Source organism: Rhizobium mongolense subsp. loessense (assembly GCF_900099775.1).
Lineage (GTDB): Bacteria > Pseudomonadota > Alphaproteobacteria > Rhizobiales > Rhizobiaceae > Rhizobium > Rhizobium loessense.
Genome location: NZ_FMTM01000003.1, coordinates 66,105 through 83,114, shown reverse-complemented (window position 1 = coordinate 83,114; position 17,010 = coordinate 66,105). Strand labels below are relative to the sequence as shown.

The window sequence follows — 17,010 nt, the reverse complement described above, 5'->3', positions numbered from 1 at the left end:
CGGCGCGGCGTGGATGGAAAACGGGACATGCTGCAACATCCGTCGAATAACTATCGCAGCGAGAGCTGGGCCGATACCGCGCCTGGAAGCTTGCCGGAGAGGCTGGTGATCGTCACCGACGCCTGGCATCCGCAGGTGAACGGCGTTGTCCGCTCGATCGAGAATACCAACCGCGAACTCGCGAAACTGGGGGTCGAAGTGTCCATGGTGACGCCCGAGCGCTTCAGTAGCTTCCCCTGCCCGACCTATCCGGAAATTCGACTTTCGATCGCCAATTACCGTCGGGTCGCTCGCGAGATCGAAAAACACAAGCCGTCCTATGTGCATATCGCCACCGAGGGCCCGCTCGGGTTGACGGCGCGGCGCTGGTGCCTGAGGAACCGTATGCCGTTTTCCACCAGCTACCACACGCGCTTCCCGGAATATGTCTCCGCCCGTCTACCGATACCAAAGCGCTGGCTCTACGCCTTCGTGAAGTGGTTCCACAATTCCGGCGCCGGCTGCATGGTGGCAACGCCGAGCCTTGCCCGCGAACTGTCGGAAAAGGGCATCCGCAACCTGATGCCCTGGAGCCGCGGCATCGACGCCACGCAGTTCCGCCCGATGGCACCGGAAGAAAAGCCTTTCGGCCTGCAGCGCCCCATCTACATAACGGTTGGACGGGTGGCGTTGGAAAAAAACCTGCCTGCCTTCCTCGATCTTGACCTGCCCGGCTCCAAAGTCGTGGTCGGCGACGGCCCTGCCCGCGCCGAGCTGGAAAAGCGCTATCCGGACGTGCTCTTCACCGGCCTGAAATTCGGCGAGGAGCTTGCTAGGATCTATGCGCAGGCCGATGTCTTCGTCTTCCCGTCGCTGACCGATACATTCGGCAATACGATTCTGGAAGCGCTTGCCTGCGGCGTTCCCGTTGCCGCTTATCCCGTCACCGGCCCGCTCGACATCATCGGCGAGGATGGCGAAGTCGGCGCACTGGACGAAGATCTGCAGGCGGCCTGCCTCGGCGCATTGTCCGCCTCACGCGAGAAGGCACGGGATCTTGCCCTGCAATATTCCTGGGAAGCGGCAACGCAGCAGTTCATCAACAATATCCGCGCCGCCAATGGCGTCATTACGCCGAAGTGGAAGAAGGCCTGGCAATATGCCAAGACCTTACCCAAAAGCAGAAAGGCCGGCGATGCCGCCGGCCCGGTGAAATCCGGAACCTGATTTATTAGTTGTGCAGAGCGCTGCGCAGCGTGTCGTTGGCAAGCGTGATGGCGCTGCGGACGGCCGGGGTTTCGCTGATGGCGTTCAAGAGCACGAAGTCGTGGATCGTACCGTTATAGCGGACCGAGGTGACCTTCACGCCGGCCTGCGACAGCTTGCGGCCATAGGCCTCGCCTTCGTCGCGCAGCACGTCGTTCTCATCGGTGATCACAAGCGCCGGCGGCAGGCCGTTCAGCTGTTCCAGCGGAGCATTGAGCGGCGTTGCCGTCGGCTCCTTACGCTTGGCTTCGTCCGGCAGATAAGCGTTCCAGAACCACTTCATCGCTTCCTTCGTGAGCCACGGGCCGTTGGCGAATTGATTGTATGAGCCGGTCTCAAAGTTGGCGTCGGTCACCGGGTAGAACAGTACCTGCTGATTAATGGCCGGGCCGCCGCGCGCCTTGGCAAGTAGGGTGACGGCCGCTGTCATGTTGCCGCCGACGCTGTCACCGGCAACGGCGAGGCGGCGCGCATCGACCTTAAACTCCTGGGCATGCTCGACGACATACTTCGTTGCGGCATAGGCCTGCTCGATGGCGATCGGATAGCGCGCCTCGGGCGAACGCTCGTAATCGACGAAAACGACCGCAGCATTGGCGCCATTGGCAATCTCACGGACGAGGCGGTCATGCGTATCGGCATCGCCCAGCACCCAGCCGCCGCCGTGGAAATACATGACGACCGGCAGCGCAACCTTGGCATTTTCAGGGCGGACGATCCGGAGCTTGATGCTGCCCGTTGGGCCGGCCTTGATGGTCTTGGTTTCTGCATGCGCTGCGGGCTTCTTCACCTCGCCCTTCTGGGCACCGGCGAGAATATTGCGAGCCTCAGCCGGAGAGAAGGTGTAGATCGGCTTGCTGCCGGCAACTGCATCGATGAATTTCTGCGTGGCCGGTTCCAGCACGGGATCGGCAGCGGCGCCAAGGGCGGAGGCGGCCAAGATCGTTGCTGCAGAAAGTGCGGTCTTGATGGTCGACATTGTCTTTTCCTCTCAGTTTGCAGTTCGTTGCGAATTTTATATCGCGCACGATTGTTTCTTGCGCTACTGAAAATAGTGCATGGCTGTTATGCGCTAGAATCGCTTGCTATTATTTATCGCACGATATAAATTGATGTATTTCTGGAGAAATGCCATGCAGGTGCAACCAAAGCTCGACAATTTCATCTGCTTCGCCATGTATACGGCAAGCCACGCGATGAACCGCGTCTACAAGCCGTTGCTCGACGCGCTCGGCCTCACCTATCCGCAATATCTGGTGATGGTCTCGCTGTGGCAGGAAGACGGCCAGACCGTCGGGGGCCTTGGCGAAAAGCTCTTCCTGGAATCGAGCACGCTTACCCCTTTGCTAAAGCGCCTCGAAGCCGCCGGCTATATCCGTCGCGAGCGCAGTAAGGAAGACGAACGCGTCGTCGTCATCCGCCTGAGCGGCGAAGGCATCGGACTGCAAGAAAAGGCCGCCGCGATTCCCGACTGCATCGCCGGCGCTACCGGCCTTGATGCCGTAGGCCTCGCGCGCCTGCAGGCCGAGATCGTGGCCCTCCGCGAGGCTTTGAACAAAAGTGTCGAGGCCTGAAAAGGGCGAATGTTAGCTGTCGAGTGGCAGACACCGACTTCGCCTTCCGGCTTAACACCAGGCATCGGCGAGCGGGCGCAACGCCATAGCTGCAACAGACGGTGCAATTGCAAAATCGTAGCACCGGTATTTGTGCTCGAAAGTCCCAGCGTGCAGCGCTCCCTGCCAGGCGTTATCTGAGGTGCGATTTGTGTCGGTCGCGCCGTGGTCATCCTTTCACTTTTGTACGCCCCTGCATGTTTTGCAGAGCAAGAAACGATGACTTTGCCGGTCAGTGGATCTTGATCGCCCGCCAGCAAATCAGGCCTGCCCGAAAACGCTGACGATGACGCAAAAAGCCGCCTCGATGAGCATCGTGATTGGACTTCCGCGCCCGCAAGAGTCAATCTTATTCTAGGGCAAAAGCGTAAGGGGGCGGAGCAGCCATCGTCTGAATCGGAGGCTAAAATGAAACATCAAGCACTTGACCAACTGCGGACCGTCGCAAACGTCAACCCGGATCAGCCGCGCCGGCAGATGTCGCGCAGCGAGCGCCTGCAGCGCTGGGCAGAGATCCTCGAGCAGTTCCCTAATCGGCATCTCTCGACACTGCACCAGACAGAATATCAGCCGGAAGCAGGGCGCGACATCATGCGCGCCGACAATTCGCCGATCTCCGTCGCGTTCAAGGATCCTGTGCTGCGTGCAGCCGGGATGGAAAACGACACATATGGCGAAGCTAAGCGGTTTTTCGAGTTGACCGACAGGGAGCTGCATAAGGTCATCTGCTACTGCCACTTCGGCGCTACGGTAAACGCTGCAACCGCTGCCCGGCAAATCCGCTCTTTCTACGCTGAAGGAAAGCGCGGCATGTTCCATCGGCTGCGCGCGGCGTTCCTCGACTAGGAGCGCCAAGTTTCGCAGGGTCATTGCTGGAGCGGCCCGCTCGGCAGCTCCAGCTTTTCCGCGCGCCGTGTGGCGGCGCATTTCCCGAACAGGAGTGAAAGGCGGCTACCGCTTCTTCTTCGACTCGTACGGATTGTCGGGCGAGCGGTAATGGATGCGGATCGGCACGCTTGGCATGTCGAAATCCTCGCGTAAACCATTGATGAGATAGCGCGTATAGGATTCCGGCAGCGCGTCGGAACGCGTGCACGAAATCATGAAGGCCGGCGGGCGGGCCTTTACCTGCGTCATGTATTTCAGCTTGATGCGGCGGCCGGAAACGGCCGGCGGCGGATGCTGCACCTGTTGTTGCTCCAGCCAGCGGTTGAGCCGCGCCGTCGAAATGCGCTTGTTCCACACCTTGTCGGTATCGATGATCGACTGCATGAGCTTGTCGAGCCCGCGTCCGGTCTGGCCGGAAATCGGAACGGCGCGGATGCCGCGCGCCTGCGGCAGCAGGCGATCGGTCTTTTCGCGCAGGTCGGCGAGAACCGCCTGCGGATCCTCGATCATGTCCCACTTGTTGAAGGCGAGAACGGCCGCACGGCCTTCACGCAGCACCAGGTCGACGATGTGCAGATCCTGTTTCTCGAAGGGGATCGTCGCGTCGAAGACGACGACAACAAGTTCGGCAAAACGGATCGCGCGCAGCGCATCGGCAACCGAAAGCTTCTCCAGCTTTTCGATCACCCTCGCCTTGCGGCGCATGCCGGCGGTGTCGAACATCTTGATCGTGCGGCCGCGCCAATCCCACTCGACGGATATGGAATCGCGCGTGATGCCAGCTTCCGGCCCGGTCAACAGCCGGTCTTCGCCGAGGAAGCGGTTGATGAGCGTCGACTTGCCGGCATTCGGCCGCCCGACGATTGCAACGCGGAGCGGCTTGGTATCGTCGTAGGCGGGCTCTTCATCCTCTTCGCCCTCCACTTCGGACCGCGGAACGTCCACGTCGGTAACGGCGACATCTTCCTTCGGCGGATAGGCGCGCTCCTTGCCGAGTGCGGCGACGATCGCGTCGCGCAGGTCGAGCATGCCCTGCCCGTGTTCGGCCGAAATCGGCGTCGGTTCGCCGAGACCGAGCGTATAGGCGTCGTAGAAACCGCTATCGGAGCCCTTCGCTTCGGCCTTGTTGGCAACAAGGACCACCGGCTTGCCGCGGCGGCGCAGCATTTCGGCCAAGGCAGTATCGACCGGCGTCAGACCGGTCTTGGCATCGACGACGAACAGCGACAGATCGGCCTCGTCGATTGCAGCTTCCGTCTGGGCACGCATGCGCCCCAGCAGACTTTCGGCATCGGCCTCCTCGAGACCGGCGGTATCGACGATCGTAAACTTGAGGTCGATCAGCCGCGCATCGCCCGGCCGGCGGTCGCGGGTAACGCCCGGCGTATCGTCGACGAGCGCCAGTTTCTTCCCAACCAGGCGGTTGAAAAGCGTCGACTTGCCGACATTCGGGCGACCGACGATCGCGACCGTAAAGCTCATTAGAGATCCTTAGATTCAGCCCTGCGCGGCGGGCGCCTTGCCGGATGCGGTGATATTATCAAGCATGATCTGGGCGCGGTTTGCAATGTTGCGCGGGCTTGCGGCATCGTCGGCGATCGCCTGATACCACTGGCGGGCCTGCACCATGTTGCCGGCCTTGTAGGCGGCAAGGCCCAGCGCTTCGCGGGCCGAGTGGCGGAAGGCGTTCGCCGGAATGGCCATTTCCTCGACGGCGGCGGAAACCTGCTCGTAAGTGCCGCTTTCGATCAGCAGCCAGCCGGCGCGCATCCTGGCGGCATCGCGGACGGCTTCCGGAACGGACTGGTCCTTGCCGATTGCTTCGAAGGCGGCGGTAGCCGTGGCATTGTCGCCCTTTTGCGCTTGGACCGAGGCTGCACGCATGCGGGCGAGAACCGGATAGGCGCCGTGGCCTTCCTTTTCGAGCGTGGCGAGCGCGGCAAGCGCCTCGTCGCTCTTGTTCTCGTCGGCAAGCTTCATCGCCGCCAGGAACTGGTCGCCGGTGCCGGACGAGCGGTTGTCGTCCCAGTAGTCAAAGGCAACTTTGCCAGCCGTACCGACCACGATCAGAACGGCGATGGCGATGACATAGCGGCCGAAACGGCGCCATGCGCCCTTCATCTGGTCGGAACGAAGTTCCTCGTTGACTTCACGGATGAAGCTGTCGTCGTTGAATGCCATTCTCGTCTCCGGCACGGATAAGCCCATTGCATGCGTTGCCGCATATTGTTGGGCCTTCTACTCCATTTTGCGGCACTTGTAAGGGGGATCGCAAAGATTCGTCACACGGCAAGCGGCGAAACGCCGATCAGCCATTCGTGCGCTCTCCAGATCAGCAGCCCCCAGGCAACAACGCCGATGACGGCGGCATAAAGATCATACTTGGCTGAAACGAAGGGCCGCAGCGTTAACTCGCCCGCCCGCTCGCGCCGCTTCAGGGCGATGCGGAGAATGACGCCCCAGGCGAGGAAGGCCGCAAACAGCAGGACGGACGAGGTCTCGCCATTGGCAAGCAGATGCGAAAGCGCCCAGATCTTCACCGAAAGCACCATCGGATGCTTGGTCCGAACCGCGATGTGCCCCGCCGGCAGCAGCGAGGCGGCAAGACAGATGAGCGCAATCAGCATCAGCGTCACTGCGATATGCGCCATCCACACCGGCGGCATGTACAGCATGCCGGTCACCTGCCGCGCCTGGCCAAAACCATAGATCAGCAGGATCAGCGAAAGAAGGCTTGCGATCGAATAGGCGATCTTCCAGCCGTTCTCGCCGAGGCTTGCGATCATCGATTGGCGGAAACCGGGTGCAACCACCCGCACCAGATGAATACCGAGGAAAAGTATGATGCCGACGATAAGCAAGGCCATGGCGCGCGTCTCCTATCCGTTTCCCGAGGCTTAGCCGCAGCCGCAGGAAAATGCCAGCGGCACCGCAGCTTTGCCGCAATTCTGTAACAGGAAAGCCGCAAACAATTGTTGCGGTGCCCATGTTTCGTTTCATTTTCCCTGCTTGCCTCGGCTTTTCCTTCCTCACCTCCCTTCCCGCCCAGGCAGCCGACCAGCCGCCGAAGCAGCTGGTGATCGTGTCCTTCGATGGCGCCCACGACAACGCGCTGTGGCAGAAGAGCCGCGAGATGGCAGCAAGGAACGGCGCGCACTTCACGTATTTTCTCTCCTGCACGTTCCTGATGAATCAGGCTGCGAAGAAAGCCTACCAAGCCCCTCATCAGAAACGCGGAAAGTCCAATGTCGGCTTTGCCCAAAGCGACGACGAAATCCGCGAGCGGCTCGGCAACATCTGGCATGCGCATCTCGAAGGCCACGATATTTCGAGCCACGCCTGCGGCCATTTCGACGGCCGCAAATGGAGCGAGGCCGATTGGTCCGCCGAATACGCGACCTTCAAGGCGACGCTGAAGAATGCTTGGAAAAGCGTCGATCTTGACGAGCCGCAAGGCTGGCAGGATCTGGTCGAGCACGGCATCAAGGGTTTTCGTGCACCCTATCTTTCCGCAACGGCGGGCGGCGACATGATCGCTGCGCAGAAGAAGGCCGGCTTTTCCTATGACGCCAGCCTCGTCACCAAGGGTCCGGCCACGCCCGTCGTCGAAGACGGCATCATCCGCTTCGGCCTGCCGCTGATCCCCGAAGGTCCGAAGGAAAAGCCGGTTATCGGCATGGACTACAACCTCTTCATCCGCCATTCCAAGGGCGAAGAAGACAAGACCGACAGCAAGGTCTTCGAAGAGCGCGCTTACGCGGCTTTCAAAGAAGCATTCGACAAGCAATATGCCGGAGACCGCATTCCCCTCCAGCTCGGGTTCCACTTCGTGGAAATGAACGGCGGCGCTTATTGGCGTGCGCTCGACCGCCTGGTGAGCGACGTCTGCCGAAGAACGGATGTTGCCTGCGTCAGCTACGCGGAAGCGATCCCGATGATCGAGGCGCGCGGGAAATTGCAGGAACAGGAAACTTCGGGGCTTTGAGCGTGCCCCTGCGCGCCCTTTGAAACTCCTGCCGGGCCGCCCCCTCGTCCGCCCTTCGGGCACCTTCTCCCCGCTGGGGAGAAGGGCAAATGGGGCGCGCCACCCTTATTTCTGCTCCCAGCATTGATCAGCCACACCGCCACCCTCTATCTTTGGAGTGACGTAAACGTCACCACGAGCGCCGGCAGGCGGGTGAGCGGGTTGCCGAAAACGGGACGTTCCAGCGAAGCGCGACCCATGTCTTAGCCGTCCGGTTGGACGACGCCCTCACGCTCGAGATAGCGCTGATCGATCTCCGGCAACGGCTCGTCGTCGATCGCCGCCTCGAAGGCCCTGAGACGCTTGTGGATCGACAGAAGCTCGATGATCGTCGTCCAGGAATTGACGAGATACTGGAAGGAGTTGCTGACCTGGCCGAAGGCCGTCAGGATCTGCTGATAGATCCCATAGGTGATCTTTCCCGCCACGATCGTCGGCACCAGCATGAAGGTCACGAACAGCGCGTCGGCCTGCAGATAGAAGTACCGGGCAACATTGAAATAGAGATAGTGGAAATACATCCGGAAATAGTTGCGGCGGACGTTCGCAAACAGCTCGTTAACCGTCGGCGGCTGGGCTCGGTCGGCATAATCTTCGCCGTAAACCAGTTCTTTGCGGTAAGCAGCTTCCACGCGCTGGTTGCGGAAGTTCAATCCCGGCAGCTTGATACCGGCGACGGCGAGAAGCACCGTTCCGAACGCGGACCAGAAGAGCGCCAGCCAGAACAGCGTATGCCCAATTTCACCGACGATCGGCAGTTCGGAGACGTAACTTGAAAGCGCAAACAGGATCGGCAGGAATACGATCAGCGTCATCACCGAATTGATCAGGTTGATGCCAAGGCCTTCAAGAATGCTCGAAAAACGCATCGTATCTTCCTGAACACGCTGCGCAGCACCCTCGATATGGCGAAGCTTCTCCCACTTGGACATGTAGAAATCATTCATGGCCGTTCGCCAGCGAAATACATAATGGCTGGTGAAGAAATCAGTGATGATTGACACGAACATGCTGAGAAACGCGATCTGCGCAAAGATCAGCATAAGGCTATAGAAGTCCCAGACGGTGACAGGGGCCGTTTTCGCCAGCGCATTCTGCAACGTATCACCAAACGGACGGCGCCAGTTGTTGATGGCAACGGAAATCTGAACCCCGAAATATGTCGCCATGATAATGAGCGCAGAACCCCATACGGACCAGAGCCTCCAAGGATGGTCTTTCGCTCGCAGGTGCCAAAAACCGCAGAAGAGACCGACGCATATCAGGAAGAAAGCGTAAAAAAACAGATTGTCGGGCAAGAGGAAAAAGTCGAGTCCGATTGGGGGCTCCTGCCCCTCGGGAAGCGGCCCGAAGCCTAGAGAAAGACCCGTCGATTCTCCGACGCCATACCAGACGGCGATACAGATAAGTGCCCAGATGGCTACCGACGGGAAGAAGAGTTTCGGCTGCGGGAAGAAGGAATGGAACACGAGCAGTCGCTTTCCTGAACTGGAATCTTGGGAGTATCAGCTAGCTGATTGTGCCGGAAACTATGGCAGTTCGAAGAAGGCAGCAATGGGTTCGGCCCATTGTTACGCATTTGTAACGGCTTATCCCAATCTCTTGATGACGGGAAGCACAAGGGCGGCGCACAGGATGAGGGCTGCGGCAGCGATAAAGGTCGGCATGGTGAAGCTGCCCGTCTGCTCGGCAATCCAGCCCGCGACGATGGGGCCGATGATCTGGCCGAGACCGAAGGCGGCGGTCATTGTCGCGAAGATGCGGCGCGCGCTTTCCGGAGCCAGCTTGCGGCCGATCTGCAGCCCGTAGGCGGTGATGGCGAGGAAGGTGGCGCCGAAGAGAGCGCCGCCGATCAGCGGTGCCATCGAATGCGGCAAAAGCACGGTTGCGAGAACCCCGACCGCCTCCATCAACAGAGCGGCGACATAGACCCAGCCGAGGCCAAGCCGATATACCAGCGGCCGCCATGCAAAAAGCGCAACGGCTGCCGTGAGCCCAGCGATGAACCAGCAAAGGAATTCGACCGTCTGCCCCGCCGCGTCCATGCGCGCGATTGCGACGAGGAAGGTGGCGGTGATCACGTAGCCGAAACCGAAGATGCCATAGGAAACCGTGAGCAGGGCCACAGGCGGGTTCCAGACGATCAGCGGCTCCTTGCCGGCATTGCCTGATCGTACCGGCGCCGATGGCAGCAAAACCCAAACGGCGGCGAGGCTGATTGCCGAAAAGATCGCACCGCCGATCCAGTCGGCTCGCCAGCCGGAGGCGCCGGAAAAGATGAAACCTATCAGCATCACCATGACCGAAGAGAGCGCAATGCCAGCACCCGGGCCGCCGAAATGCGCCGCCTGAACGTGGTCGTTGTCCGCCGCAGCGCCATGGCTCAAGACGATCGACGAGGTGAAGATCATCGCAAATGCGCTTGCCAATCCGGCCAGAAAACGGATGACAGCGAAGACCGGAACGGACGTCGTGGCGGCCATGGCGGCAAGCAGCAGCGCGTTCGCCAGAAGCGCCGAGAGCGCGACCTTGCGTTCACGGCCGGCGGCCCAGCTGTAAGTGGCAAGCACGGCGCCAGCGAGATAGCCTGCAAAATTGGCCGAAGCGATGAAGCCTGCATCGGCGGCCGAAAGCGGCACGCCGCTCATCATGCCGGGCAGGATCGGCGTATAGGAAAACCGGCCGAAACCCATGGCCGCCGACATCGCGATCATGCCGGCAAGCGCCGTCCGGAATAGGTTCACTGGTTCGGTATCGCTGCGTACCAACATGCTTGGCTTTATCGCGCTGCACAATGGCGGGGACAAACGAGAAAATCTGATCGATCGATCAATTCCACAAATCCTCGGGGCCTCTTGAAGTGACATATCTTCCGACGTATGTTTTACGATATAGTGAACGATACATCGAGAGCAAAGGAAGCGGGACCATGAGAGGTTTCAGAGGTACCGGCATGTTCGGCGAAGCGATGCGGATGGGAATGGGCCGCAAGTTTTCGGCTGGCGATCTTCAACTGGTGCTGCTGGCGCTGCTCGACGAGCGGCCACGTCACGGCTACGAGCTGATCAAGACCCTGGAGGAGCGCTCGGGCGGCTTCTACGTTCCAAGCCCGGGCGTCATCTATCCGGCGCTGACCTATCTCGAAGAGACGGAACTGGCGGAAGTCCAGATCGAAGGCACCAAGAAGCTCTACAAGATCACCGAACGCGGCAGACAAACGGTCGAGGAGAATCGCGCCATGATCCAGCACACGCTGAACAAGCTCGATCGCATCGGCGAGAAGATGGCTTTCGTTAACCGCATGTTCGATCCGGACCACCACGGCCGCCACCGCGACGCCGAGGACGAGGAAGATTTGATGCGCGACAATGGCGACATTCGCGCCGCCCGCACGCTGCTGCGCGCCGCACTCAGGATGCGTTACCCCTGGTCGAAAGCCGAAGCCGCCCGCATCGCCGGCATCCTGGAACGCGCAGCCACGGAAATTCTGCAAGGTGGCAAGCCGGAGACGAAGGGGTAAGGCAGGCTCCCTCGCCCACAGACGAGAGGATACGAAATCTTGTGCCTGGCCACCGGCCAAGGCTTAGAAGGGTGACACTACCCCGGGAGAAATCGCCGCTAAATCCCGCCATCCGGCAGCGTCAAGATCAGCGGCCCGTTCCGGGTCGCCACCACCGTGTGCTCGAACTGCACGGTTGGGGCCTGCGGGTCGGCGTAGAGCGTCCAGGCGTCGTCGCCGCCTTCGGCCCATGTCGCGCCGAGCGACAGGAAAGGCTCGACGGTAAAAACGAGGCCTTCGGTCATCATCCGCTTCTCGGAAGGATCGGGCCAGGTGGAAAGCTCGGCCGGCTCCTCGTGCAACGAGCGGCCGACACCGTGGCTCGCGAGGTTGGCGACCAGTGTATAGCGGTTTTTTGCCGCAAAGGCGCCGACGGCCTTGCCGATCTTGGCCAGCGGCTCGCCGGCCTTCACCTGGTTGAGGCCGACCCAGAGCGCCCGCTTGCCGTCGCGGCAAAGCCTTTCGATCTTCGGCTTGACCGGCGGCACGGTGAAGGAGGCGCCGGTATCGGCGAAGAAACCGTCCTTTTCGGCCGAGACGTCGATATTGATGAGATCGCCCGGGCGGACCATGCGCGATCCCGGAATGCCATGGGCGATTTCCTCGTTGACGCTGATGCAGGTCGCACCCGGAAACTGATAGCAGAATTCCGGCGCCGAACGCGCGCCCGCATCTTCCAGCACCTTGCGACCGATCTGGTCGAGCTCCAGCGTCGTCATGCCGGGCTCGACTGCTGCCGCCATCACCTGGATGGCATTGGCGCAGATGCGGCCGATCTCCTTGAGCTTTACCAGTTCGTCGTCGTTTTCGATTACCATCGCTTTTCCCGGCCTGCCGCAAGGCGCAGGCCATTGCGGGTTCAGGCCGTGGCTTTCGCCCCTTCGCCCGTGCCAGTCAATGCCTTTCTGACAAGCGGGGCCACTTTCGTGCCGTAGAGCTCGATGCCCCGCATGACTTGATCATGCGGCATGAGGCCGATCGCCATCTGCAGCAGGAAGCGGTCGTTCCTAAAGATCTTGTGATGTGCGACGATCTTTTCGGCCACGACCTGCGGGTCTCCGACGAAGAGCGCGCCGGAAGGGCCGCGCGACATATCGAAATGCGCCCGGCTCGTCGGTCCCCAACCCCGCTCTCGGCCGATGCGGTTCATGACCTCCGCCTGCGGACCGTAGAATTGATCGGCAGCCGCATCCGTCGTGTCGGCGATGAAACCATGGACGTTGATGCTGGTCTTCAGCTTCGCCTCGTCCTGCCCTGCCCGACGCGCTGCCTCGCGGTAGAGATCGAAGAGCGGCGCAAATCGACGCGGCTCGCCGCCGATGATTGCAAGCGCCACCGGCAAGCCGAGCGCACCGGCGCGCGCCACCGACTGCGGCGTGCCGCCGACAGCGATCCAGAGCGGCAACGGGTCCTGCAGCGGGCGCGGATAGACACCGCGGCCGTTGACCGGCGCCCGCAGCTCGCCCTGCCATTTGACGGTCTCGCTTTCGCGTAGCGTTATCAGCAGATCGAGCTTCTCTTCAAAAAGCTGGTCGTAGTCTTCGAGGTTGTAGCCGAAGAGCGGAAAGGATTCGATGAACGAGCCGCGCCCTGCCATGATCTCGGCACGACCGTTGGAAATCAGATCAAGCGTCGCAAACTGCTGGAACACGCGAACCGGATCGTCTGAGGAGAGCACGGTCACGGCGCTGGTCAGGCGGATATTCTTCGTCTTGACCGCAGCCGCGGCAAGCGCAACGGCGGGCGCCGAGACGGCATAGTCGGGCCGATGATGTTCGCCGAGCCCGAAGACGTCGAGCCCCACCTGATCGGCAAGCTCGATCTCCTCAATCAGATGCTTGAGCCGCTCGGCTCCCTCCGCACCCTTGCTGCGTTCAGGGTTCGGATTGACGTCGGCAAAGGTATATAGGCCCAATTCCATAATCGGCATCCCGTTGAATGTGCGCCCATGGAGATAAGAAGACAAGCAGCGGAGGGCAACCGGAAATTCTGGAACGGACCGTTCGATGAAGTTGATGGGTAATTGCCCTGTTCTTGAATGGAAAGCTGCAAGTCCGCTGGCAGGCTGCAGAGTTTCTAGGCTTGCGGACGCAAGCCGGCTCATTTCCTCTGCTCGTCACAGGGGCAGCCGCAGCCGGTCTTCAGGCGAAAAACTCGTATTTCCAATCACTTCGAAGCTTCAACGGAACCACTTTCAACAGCTTCATAATGACGATGGTCGGTCAGGAGAGCGGCGTTCAGCACCGATCTCCTGCTCCACTGCTAAAAGTCAGATGCGGGCCAGAAGCTCTGCAAGCTGATCGGCAGCCTTGCCCCAGCCTTCGTGGAAGCCCATCTTTTCGTGCTCTTCCTTGTCTTCGGCCCGCCAATGCAGTGCCTTGGCGGTGTACTTGGTCCGGCCGTTTCCGAGGTCTTCGAGAAGCACCACGGCAGTCATGAAGGGTTTTTCGGATGGAACCCAGGCGCTGGTATAAGCGTCCGTCAGAACGATCTTCTCGTTTTCGACAACTTCCAGATAGACGCCGTGGTTTGGAAATTCCTGGCCTTCCGGGCTGCGCATGACGACAAGGCTCGAACCACCCGGGCGAACGTCGCTTTCGACCTTCGACACAGTCCAAGGGCGTGGGACGAACCATTCCTTCATAAGTTCCGGATCGGTCCAAGCCTTGAATATCTTTTCGCGCGGGGCATCGAATTCGCGGACGAGAACGAGTTCATGTTTTGCAGCAGCAATCATTTCAGCATTCCTCCTGTTGAGCAAAACCTGTTTTCCATCAGGTTGTTACAAAGACGTGTCGCCATTTGCCGTTCCGACATCGACCACGATTTTTTATTGAAATTTATGTCGCACCCGGGTGTGCCGGCTCGCACTGCAGCTTGTCGATCTGCAGGCGGATGTGAGCCGCTTCGGCAGCGGAATTTGCAAGCGCGATCGCACGGTCGAAGGCTTCGCGCGCCTCCTTCGCCCGGCCCATCTGCTTCAGCAGACCGCCGCGCAGGCCATGATAGTAGAAGTAGCCGTCGAGCTTTTCACCGAGCGTTTCGACGAGCCGAAAGGCCTCCTCCGGCCCCTTGAGCTTCGAAATCGCAACCGCCCGGTTGAGCGTGACGACCGGGGACGGCTGGAGGCGCTCGAGCACGCTGTAGAGCAGATCGATCTCTTCCCAGTCCGTGTCTTCGGCTCGCTTTGCCCGGGAATGGATGGCCGCAATCGCCGCCTGCAACTGATAGGGTCCGGGCCGGCGGTGGCGGATCGCCTTGTCGAGCAGATTGAGAGCTTCGTTGATCAAAGCATGATTCCAGCGCGAGCGGTCCTGATCTTCGAGCAGTACCAGTTCGCCATTTGCGTCGAAGCGCGCGTCGCGCCGCGAGATCTGCAGCAGCATCAGCGCCAAGAGCCCCATGATCTCCGGTTCGCCCGGAAAGATGCGAAGCAGGAGACGGCCGAGCCGGATCGCCTCGTCGCTGAAGGCGGCGGCCTCGCGTTTCGGATCGCCCTGAGAATAGCCCTCGTTGAAGATCAGGTAGATCATCGTCGAGACGATCGACAGACGCTCCGCCCGCTCCTCGGGACCCGGCGTCTCGAACGGCACGCCGGCTTTCGCGACGCGTGCCTTGGCGCGGGTAATCCGCTGCTCCATGGCACTTTCGCCGACGAGAAAGGCGCGCGCAATCTGCTGCACGGAGAGCCCGCAAACGATGCGCAAGGCCAGCGCGATCTGCTGGGTGGCCGGCAGGTCCGGATGACAGCAGATGAAGAGAAGCCGCAAAATATCGTCGCGATAGTTGGATTCGTCCAGCCGGTCGGCGATATCGCTTTCGGCATCCTCCTTGTCGGAAATCAGGTCTTCGTCCGGCAACGCCTGGGTCTTTGCCTGCTTGCGCAGGGCATCGATACCGCTGTTGCGGCCGACGAAGATCAGCCAAGCGGTCGGATCGCGCGGCGGGCCTTTGTCCGGCCAAGTGCGGATCGCCCGCAGACACGCCTCCTGAAACGCTTCTTCCGCAATATCGAGATCGCGGAAGTAGCGCAGGAGTGCGCCCAGCGCCTTCGGCCGGGCAGCAGTCAGCGCAACGTCGATCCAGGCGATATCCGTCATGTCGAGGTTTCTCCGGGCCGGAAAACGTAAAACGGCCGAATTTCATAGGACGTCGAGCCTGGATTGACTGCCGACAGCTCCTTCGAAAAAGCGATCGCCTCGTCCAGTGTCTCAAAATCGACGACGTAAAAACCGAGAAGCGCTTCCTTGGTTTCAGCGAAAGGGCCGTCGAGCACGAGCGGTTCTTCCTTGCCCTTGCGCACGGTTGTCGCCGCTGTCGTCGGCATCAGCCGTCCGGTCGGACCGAGTCTTCCGGCCTGAGCGACGGGGGCCTGCACGGCATGGAGCTTCGCCATGACGGCGTCTTCCTCCTCCTTGGACCAGGAGAAAACCGTCTCTTCATTGGCATAGCAAAGGATTGCGTAAAGCATCTCTCACTCCTCTTCCTCAATGACGAAGAAGTAACCCGGCATCCGACAGGGCGCAGCAAAAAATTATCGTTGAGAGGATCGGCCGCCGTGATGGTGAAAAGGCTTGCGAGAGCCGGCAGCCGCGTTGGCGCACCGGCTATGGTCAAGACGTGATCAATCGCTTCGCCATCTGATCCAGCGCCCGCTTGAACAGAGCCTTGTCATCGAGCGCACGCGACAGCACAAGAGCCCCCTGTATCCCGAGCACGGCGTTTTCCGCCGCCGCCCTCGCCTCGCTGGCCGGGCGGCCGCTGCGGACAAGGGCACCGGCGAGCGCATCGATCCACCGCTGGAAATAGTCGTTGATGGTGGTCGCAAATCGTTCACGGGTTTCATCCAGCGCGAAGGCGCCGACCAGGCAGATACGGCCGCCGGAGCGGAAATAGGCGTCGGCGTTCTTCCACATTGCCGCGATCGCTTCGGCAGGATCGTCGCGGCGCAGCGGCTCGTAAACGAATTGTTCGAACCAGGTGTCGACTTCGGCAAGTACGGCTGCTGCCATCTCTTCCTTTCCACCAGGAAAGAAGTGATAAAGGCTGCCCTTGCCGATGCCAGTCCGCTCGGTGATGCGGCTGAGCGTCGCCCCTTCGAAGCCCAGCTCGCGAAAGATTTCCGCAAGTAGCGGCACGACATCGGCGCGTTCGTAGAGCGTTCTCAGAGCTGACACCTTCCGTCAGAGACCAAGGTCGCAGAGGCCGGGATGATCATCCGGCCGCCGGCCGAGCGGCCAGTGGAACTTGCGGTCCGTTTCCTTGATCGGCAGATCGTTGATGCAAGCGAAACGCCGCTGCATCAAGCCCGCTGCATCGAATTCCCAGTTCTCGTTGCCGTAGGAGCGAAACCAGTTGCCACTGTCGTCATGCCACTCATAGGCGAAGCGCACGGCAATGCGGTTCCCGCCGAAGCTCCAGAGCTCCTTGATCAGGCGATAATCCAGCTCCTTTGCCCATTTGCGCGTCAGGAACGCAACGATCTGTACCCGGCCGTTTATGAATTCCGCCCGATTCCGCCAGTTGCTGTCCGGCGTATAGACGAGCGATACCCTTTCCGGATTGCGGCTGTTCCAGCCGTCTTCTGCCATGCGGACTTTCTGCGTTGCGGTTCCCTGTGTGAAAGGCGGGACGAGTGCACTCATATCAACTCCTGTACTGATTAGAACGCATTGTACCTA

At 60.6% G+C, this 17,010-nt stretch carries 18 protein-coding genes; 5 read left to right on the top strand and 13 right to left on the bottom strand.

The features are described 5' to 3' along the window. Positions 1–27 precede the first annotated feature (27 nt). A complete protein-coding gene (locus BLP23_RS11610) occupies positions 28–1,206 on the top strand; it encodes a glycosyltransferase family 4 protein (RefSeq protein ID WP_092585045.1) in 1,179 nt (392 codons plus the stop codon). 4 nt (positions 1,207–1,210) lie between these two features. On the opposite strand, the gene BLP23_RS11605 is transcribed toward BLP23_RS11610, so the two are convergent. Beyond that, complete coding sequence (locus BLP23_RS11605) at positions 1,211–2,224, bottom strand: alpha/beta hydrolase (RefSeq protein ID WP_092585044.1); 1,014 nt, start codon at positions 2,222–2,224, stop codon at positions 1,211–1,213. A 154-nt stretch (positions 2,225–2,378) separates the two neighbouring features. Here BLP23_RS11605 and BLP23_RS11600 point away from each other — a divergent pair, with 154 nt between their 5' ends. After that, positions 2,379–2,819 (top strand): MarR family winged helix-turn-helix transcriptional regulator, encoded by a 441-nt coding sequence (locus tag BLP23_RS11600; protein ID WP_092585043.1) that lies wholly within the window; start codon positions 2,379–2,381, stop codon positions 2,817–2,819. 447 nt (positions 2,820–3,266) lie between these two features. Next, a complete protein-coding gene (locus BLP23_RS11595) occupies positions 3,267–3,704 on the top strand; it encodes a hypothetical protein (protein WP_092585042.1) in 438 nt (145 codons plus the stop codon). Between the two features lie 105 nt (positions 3,705–3,809). Here BLP23_RS11595 and der read toward each other — a convergent pair whose 3' ends face one another. The 3 genes from der to BLP23_RS11580 all read right to left on the bottom strand — a co-directional run bounded on the left by der (position 3,810) and on the right by BLP23_RS11580 (position 6,613). After that, a complete protein-coding gene (der, locus tag BLP23_RS11590; RefSeq protein ID WP_022714135.1) occupies positions 3,810–5,228 on the bottom strand; it encodes a ribosome biogenesis GTPase Der in 1,419 nt (472 codons plus the stop codon). Between the two features lie 15 nt (positions 5,229–5,243). After that, complete coding sequence (locus tag BLP23_RS11585) at positions 5,244–5,927, bottom strand: tetratricopeptide repeat protein (RefSeq protein ID WP_092585041.1); 684 nt, start codon at positions 5,925–5,927, stop codon at positions 5,244–5,246. Between the two features lie 101 nt (positions 5,928–6,028). Further along, entirely contained in the window at positions 6,029–6,613 is a 585-nt protein-coding gene (locus BLP23_RS11580) for an NnrU family protein (protein ID WP_092585040.1), read from the bottom strand. A gap of 119 nt (positions 6,614–6,732) precedes the next feature. Here BLP23_RS11580 and BLP23_RS11575 point away from each other — a divergent pair, with 119 nt between their 5' ends. Next, a complete protein-coding gene (locus BLP23_RS11575) occupies positions 6,733–7,731 on the top strand; it encodes a polysaccharide deacetylase family protein (protein ID WP_092585039.1) in 999 nt (332 codons plus the stop codon). 242 nt (positions 7,732–7,973) lie between these two features. Here BLP23_RS11575 and sbmA read toward each other — a convergent pair whose 3' ends face one another. Together sbmA and BLP23_RS11565 are read right to left on the bottom strand one after the other, a co-directional pair. Next, on the bottom strand, positions 7,974–9,239 hold the full coding sequence (gene sbmA, locus BLP23_RS11570; protein WP_092585038.1) for a peptide antibiotic transporter SbmA: 1,266 nt from the start codon (positions 9,237–9,239) through the stop codon (positions 7,974–7,976). 120 nt (positions 9,240–9,359) lie between these two features. After that, positions 9,360–10,541 (bottom strand): YbfB/YjiJ family MFS transporter, encoded by a 1,182-nt coding sequence (locus tag BLP23_RS11565; protein ID WP_092585037.1) that lies wholly within the window; start codon positions 10,539–10,541, stop codon positions 9,360–9,362. A 158-nt stretch (positions 10,542–10,699) separates the two neighbouring features. Between BLP23_RS11565 and BLP23_RS11560 the strand changes: the two genes are divergently transcribed. Continuing rightward, positions 10,700–11,290, top strand: a complete 591-nt coding sequence (locus tag BLP23_RS11560) for a PadR family transcriptional regulator (RefSeq protein ID WP_092585036.1) — start codon at positions 10,700–10,702, stop codon at positions 11,288–11,290. Positions 11,291–11,388: 98 nt separating this feature from the next. Here BLP23_RS11560 and map read toward each other — a convergent pair whose 3' ends face one another. The 7 genes from map to BLP23_RS11525 form a co-directional block, all read right to left on the bottom strand. After that, positions 11,389–12,147, bottom strand: a complete 759-nt coding sequence (map, locus tag BLP23_RS11555; RefSeq protein WP_092585035.1) for a type I methionyl aminopeptidase — start codon at positions 12,145–12,147, stop codon at positions 11,389–11,391. 41 nt (positions 12,148–12,188) lie between these two features. Beyond that, positions 12,189–13,250: an LLM class flavin-dependent oxidoreductase gene (locus BLP23_RS11550; RefSeq protein WP_092585034.1), complete on the bottom strand. Its 1,062-nt coding sequence runs from the start codon at positions 13,248–13,250 to the stop codon at positions 12,189–12,191. Between the two features lie 348 nt (positions 13,251–13,598). Further along, positions 13,599–14,066 carry an SRPBCC family protein gene (locus BLP23_RS11545; protein ID WP_092585033.1) on the bottom strand — a complete coding sequence of 156 codons (468 nt, stop codon included), beginning with the start codon at positions 14,064–14,066 and terminating at the stop codon, positions 13,599–13,601. A 103-nt stretch (positions 14,067–14,169) separates the two neighbouring features. After that, positions 14,170–15,429 carry an RNA polymerase sigma factor gene (locus BLP23_RS11540; RefSeq protein ID WP_092585032.1) on the bottom strand — a complete coding sequence of 420 codons (1,260 nt, stop codon included), beginning with the start codon at positions 15,427–15,429 and terminating at the stop codon, positions 14,170–14,172. Next, on the bottom strand, positions 15,426–15,800 hold the full coding sequence (locus tag BLP23_RS11535) for a YciI family protein (RefSeq protein ID WP_092585031.1): 375 nt from the start codon (positions 15,798–15,800) through the stop codon (positions 15,426–15,428). Before BLP23_RS11535 ends, BLP23_RS11540 begins: the two co-directional genes overlap by 4 nt. 142 nt (positions 15,801–15,942) lie before the next feature. After that, positions 15,943–16,497, bottom strand: coding sequence for a TetR/AcrR family transcriptional regulator (locus tag BLP23_RS11530; RefSeq protein ID WP_092585553.1), 555 nt, complete (start codon positions 16,495–16,497; stop codon positions 15,943–15,945). Between the two features lie 15 nt (positions 16,498–16,512). Further along, positions 16,513–16,974: a nuclear transport factor 2 family protein gene (locus BLP23_RS11525; RefSeq protein ID WP_092585030.1), complete on the bottom strand. Its 462-nt coding sequence runs from the start codon at positions 16,972–16,974 to the stop codon at positions 16,513–16,515. Between the last annotated feature and the right edge of the window lie 36 nt (positions 16,975–17,010).

Bases quoted from the DNA above. Each gene is read 5' to 3' on its own strand.
- BLP23_RS11610 (WP_092585045.1), top strand. From the start codon at position 28: ATGCTGCAACATCCGTCGAATAACTATCGCAGCGAGAGCTGGGCCGAT.
- BLP23_RS11605 (WP_092585044.1), bottom strand. From the start codon at position 2,224: ATGTCGACCATCAAGACCGCACTTTCTGCAGCAACGATCTTGGCCGCC.
- BLP23_RS11600 (WP_092585043.1), top strand. From the start codon at position 2,379: ATGCAGGTGCAACCAAAGCTCGACAATTTCATCTGCTTCGCCATGTAT.
- BLP23_RS11595 (WP_092585042.1), top strand. From the start codon at position 3,267: ATGAAACATCAAGCACTTGACCAACTGCGGACCGTCGCAAACGTCAAC.
- der (WP_022714135.1), bottom strand. From the start codon at position 5,228: ATGAGCTTTACGGTCGCGATCGTCGGTCGCCCGAATGTCGGCAAGTCG.
- BLP23_RS11585 (WP_092585041.1), bottom strand. From the start codon at position 5,927: ATGGCATTCAACGACGACAGCTTCATCCGTGAAGTCAACGAGGAACTT.
- BLP23_RS11580 (WP_092585040.1), bottom strand. From the start codon at position 6,613: ATGGCCTTGCTTATCGTCGGCATCATACTTTTCCTCGGTATTCATCTG.
- BLP23_RS11575 (WP_092585039.1), top strand. From the start codon at position 6,733: ATGTTTCGTTTCATTTTCCCTGCTTGCCTCGGCTTTTCCTTCCTCACC.
- BLP23_RS11565 (WP_092585037.1), bottom strand. From the start codon at position 10,541: ATGTTGGTACGCAGCGATACCGAACCAGTGAACCTATTCCGGACGGCG.
- BLP23_RS11560 (WP_092585036.1), top strand. From the start codon at position 10,700: ATGAGAGGTTTCAGAGGTACCGGCATGTTCGGCGAAGCGATGCGGATG.
- map (WP_092585035.1), bottom strand. From the start codon at position 12,147: ATGGTAATCGAAAACGACGACGAACTGGTAAAGCTCAAGGAGATCGGC.
- BLP23_RS11550 (WP_092585034.1), bottom strand. From the start codon at position 13,250: ATGGAATTGGGCCTATATACCTTTGCCGACGTCAATCCGAACCCTGAA.
- BLP23_RS11545 (WP_092585033.1), bottom strand. From the start codon at position 14,066: ATGATTGCTGCTGCAAAACATGAACTCGTTCTCGTCCGCGAATTCGAT.
- BLP23_RS11540 (WP_092585032.1), bottom strand. From the start codon at position 15,429: ATGACGGATATCGCCTGGATCGACGTTGCGCTGACTGCTGCCCGGCCG.
- BLP23_RS11535 (WP_092585031.1), bottom strand. From the start codon at position 15,800: ATGCTTTACGCAATCCTTTGCTATGCCAATGAAGAGACGGTTTTCTCC.
- BLP23_RS11525 (WP_092585030.1), bottom strand. From the start codon at position 16,974: ATGAGTGCACTCGTCCCGCCTTTCACACAGGGAACCGCAACGCAGAAA.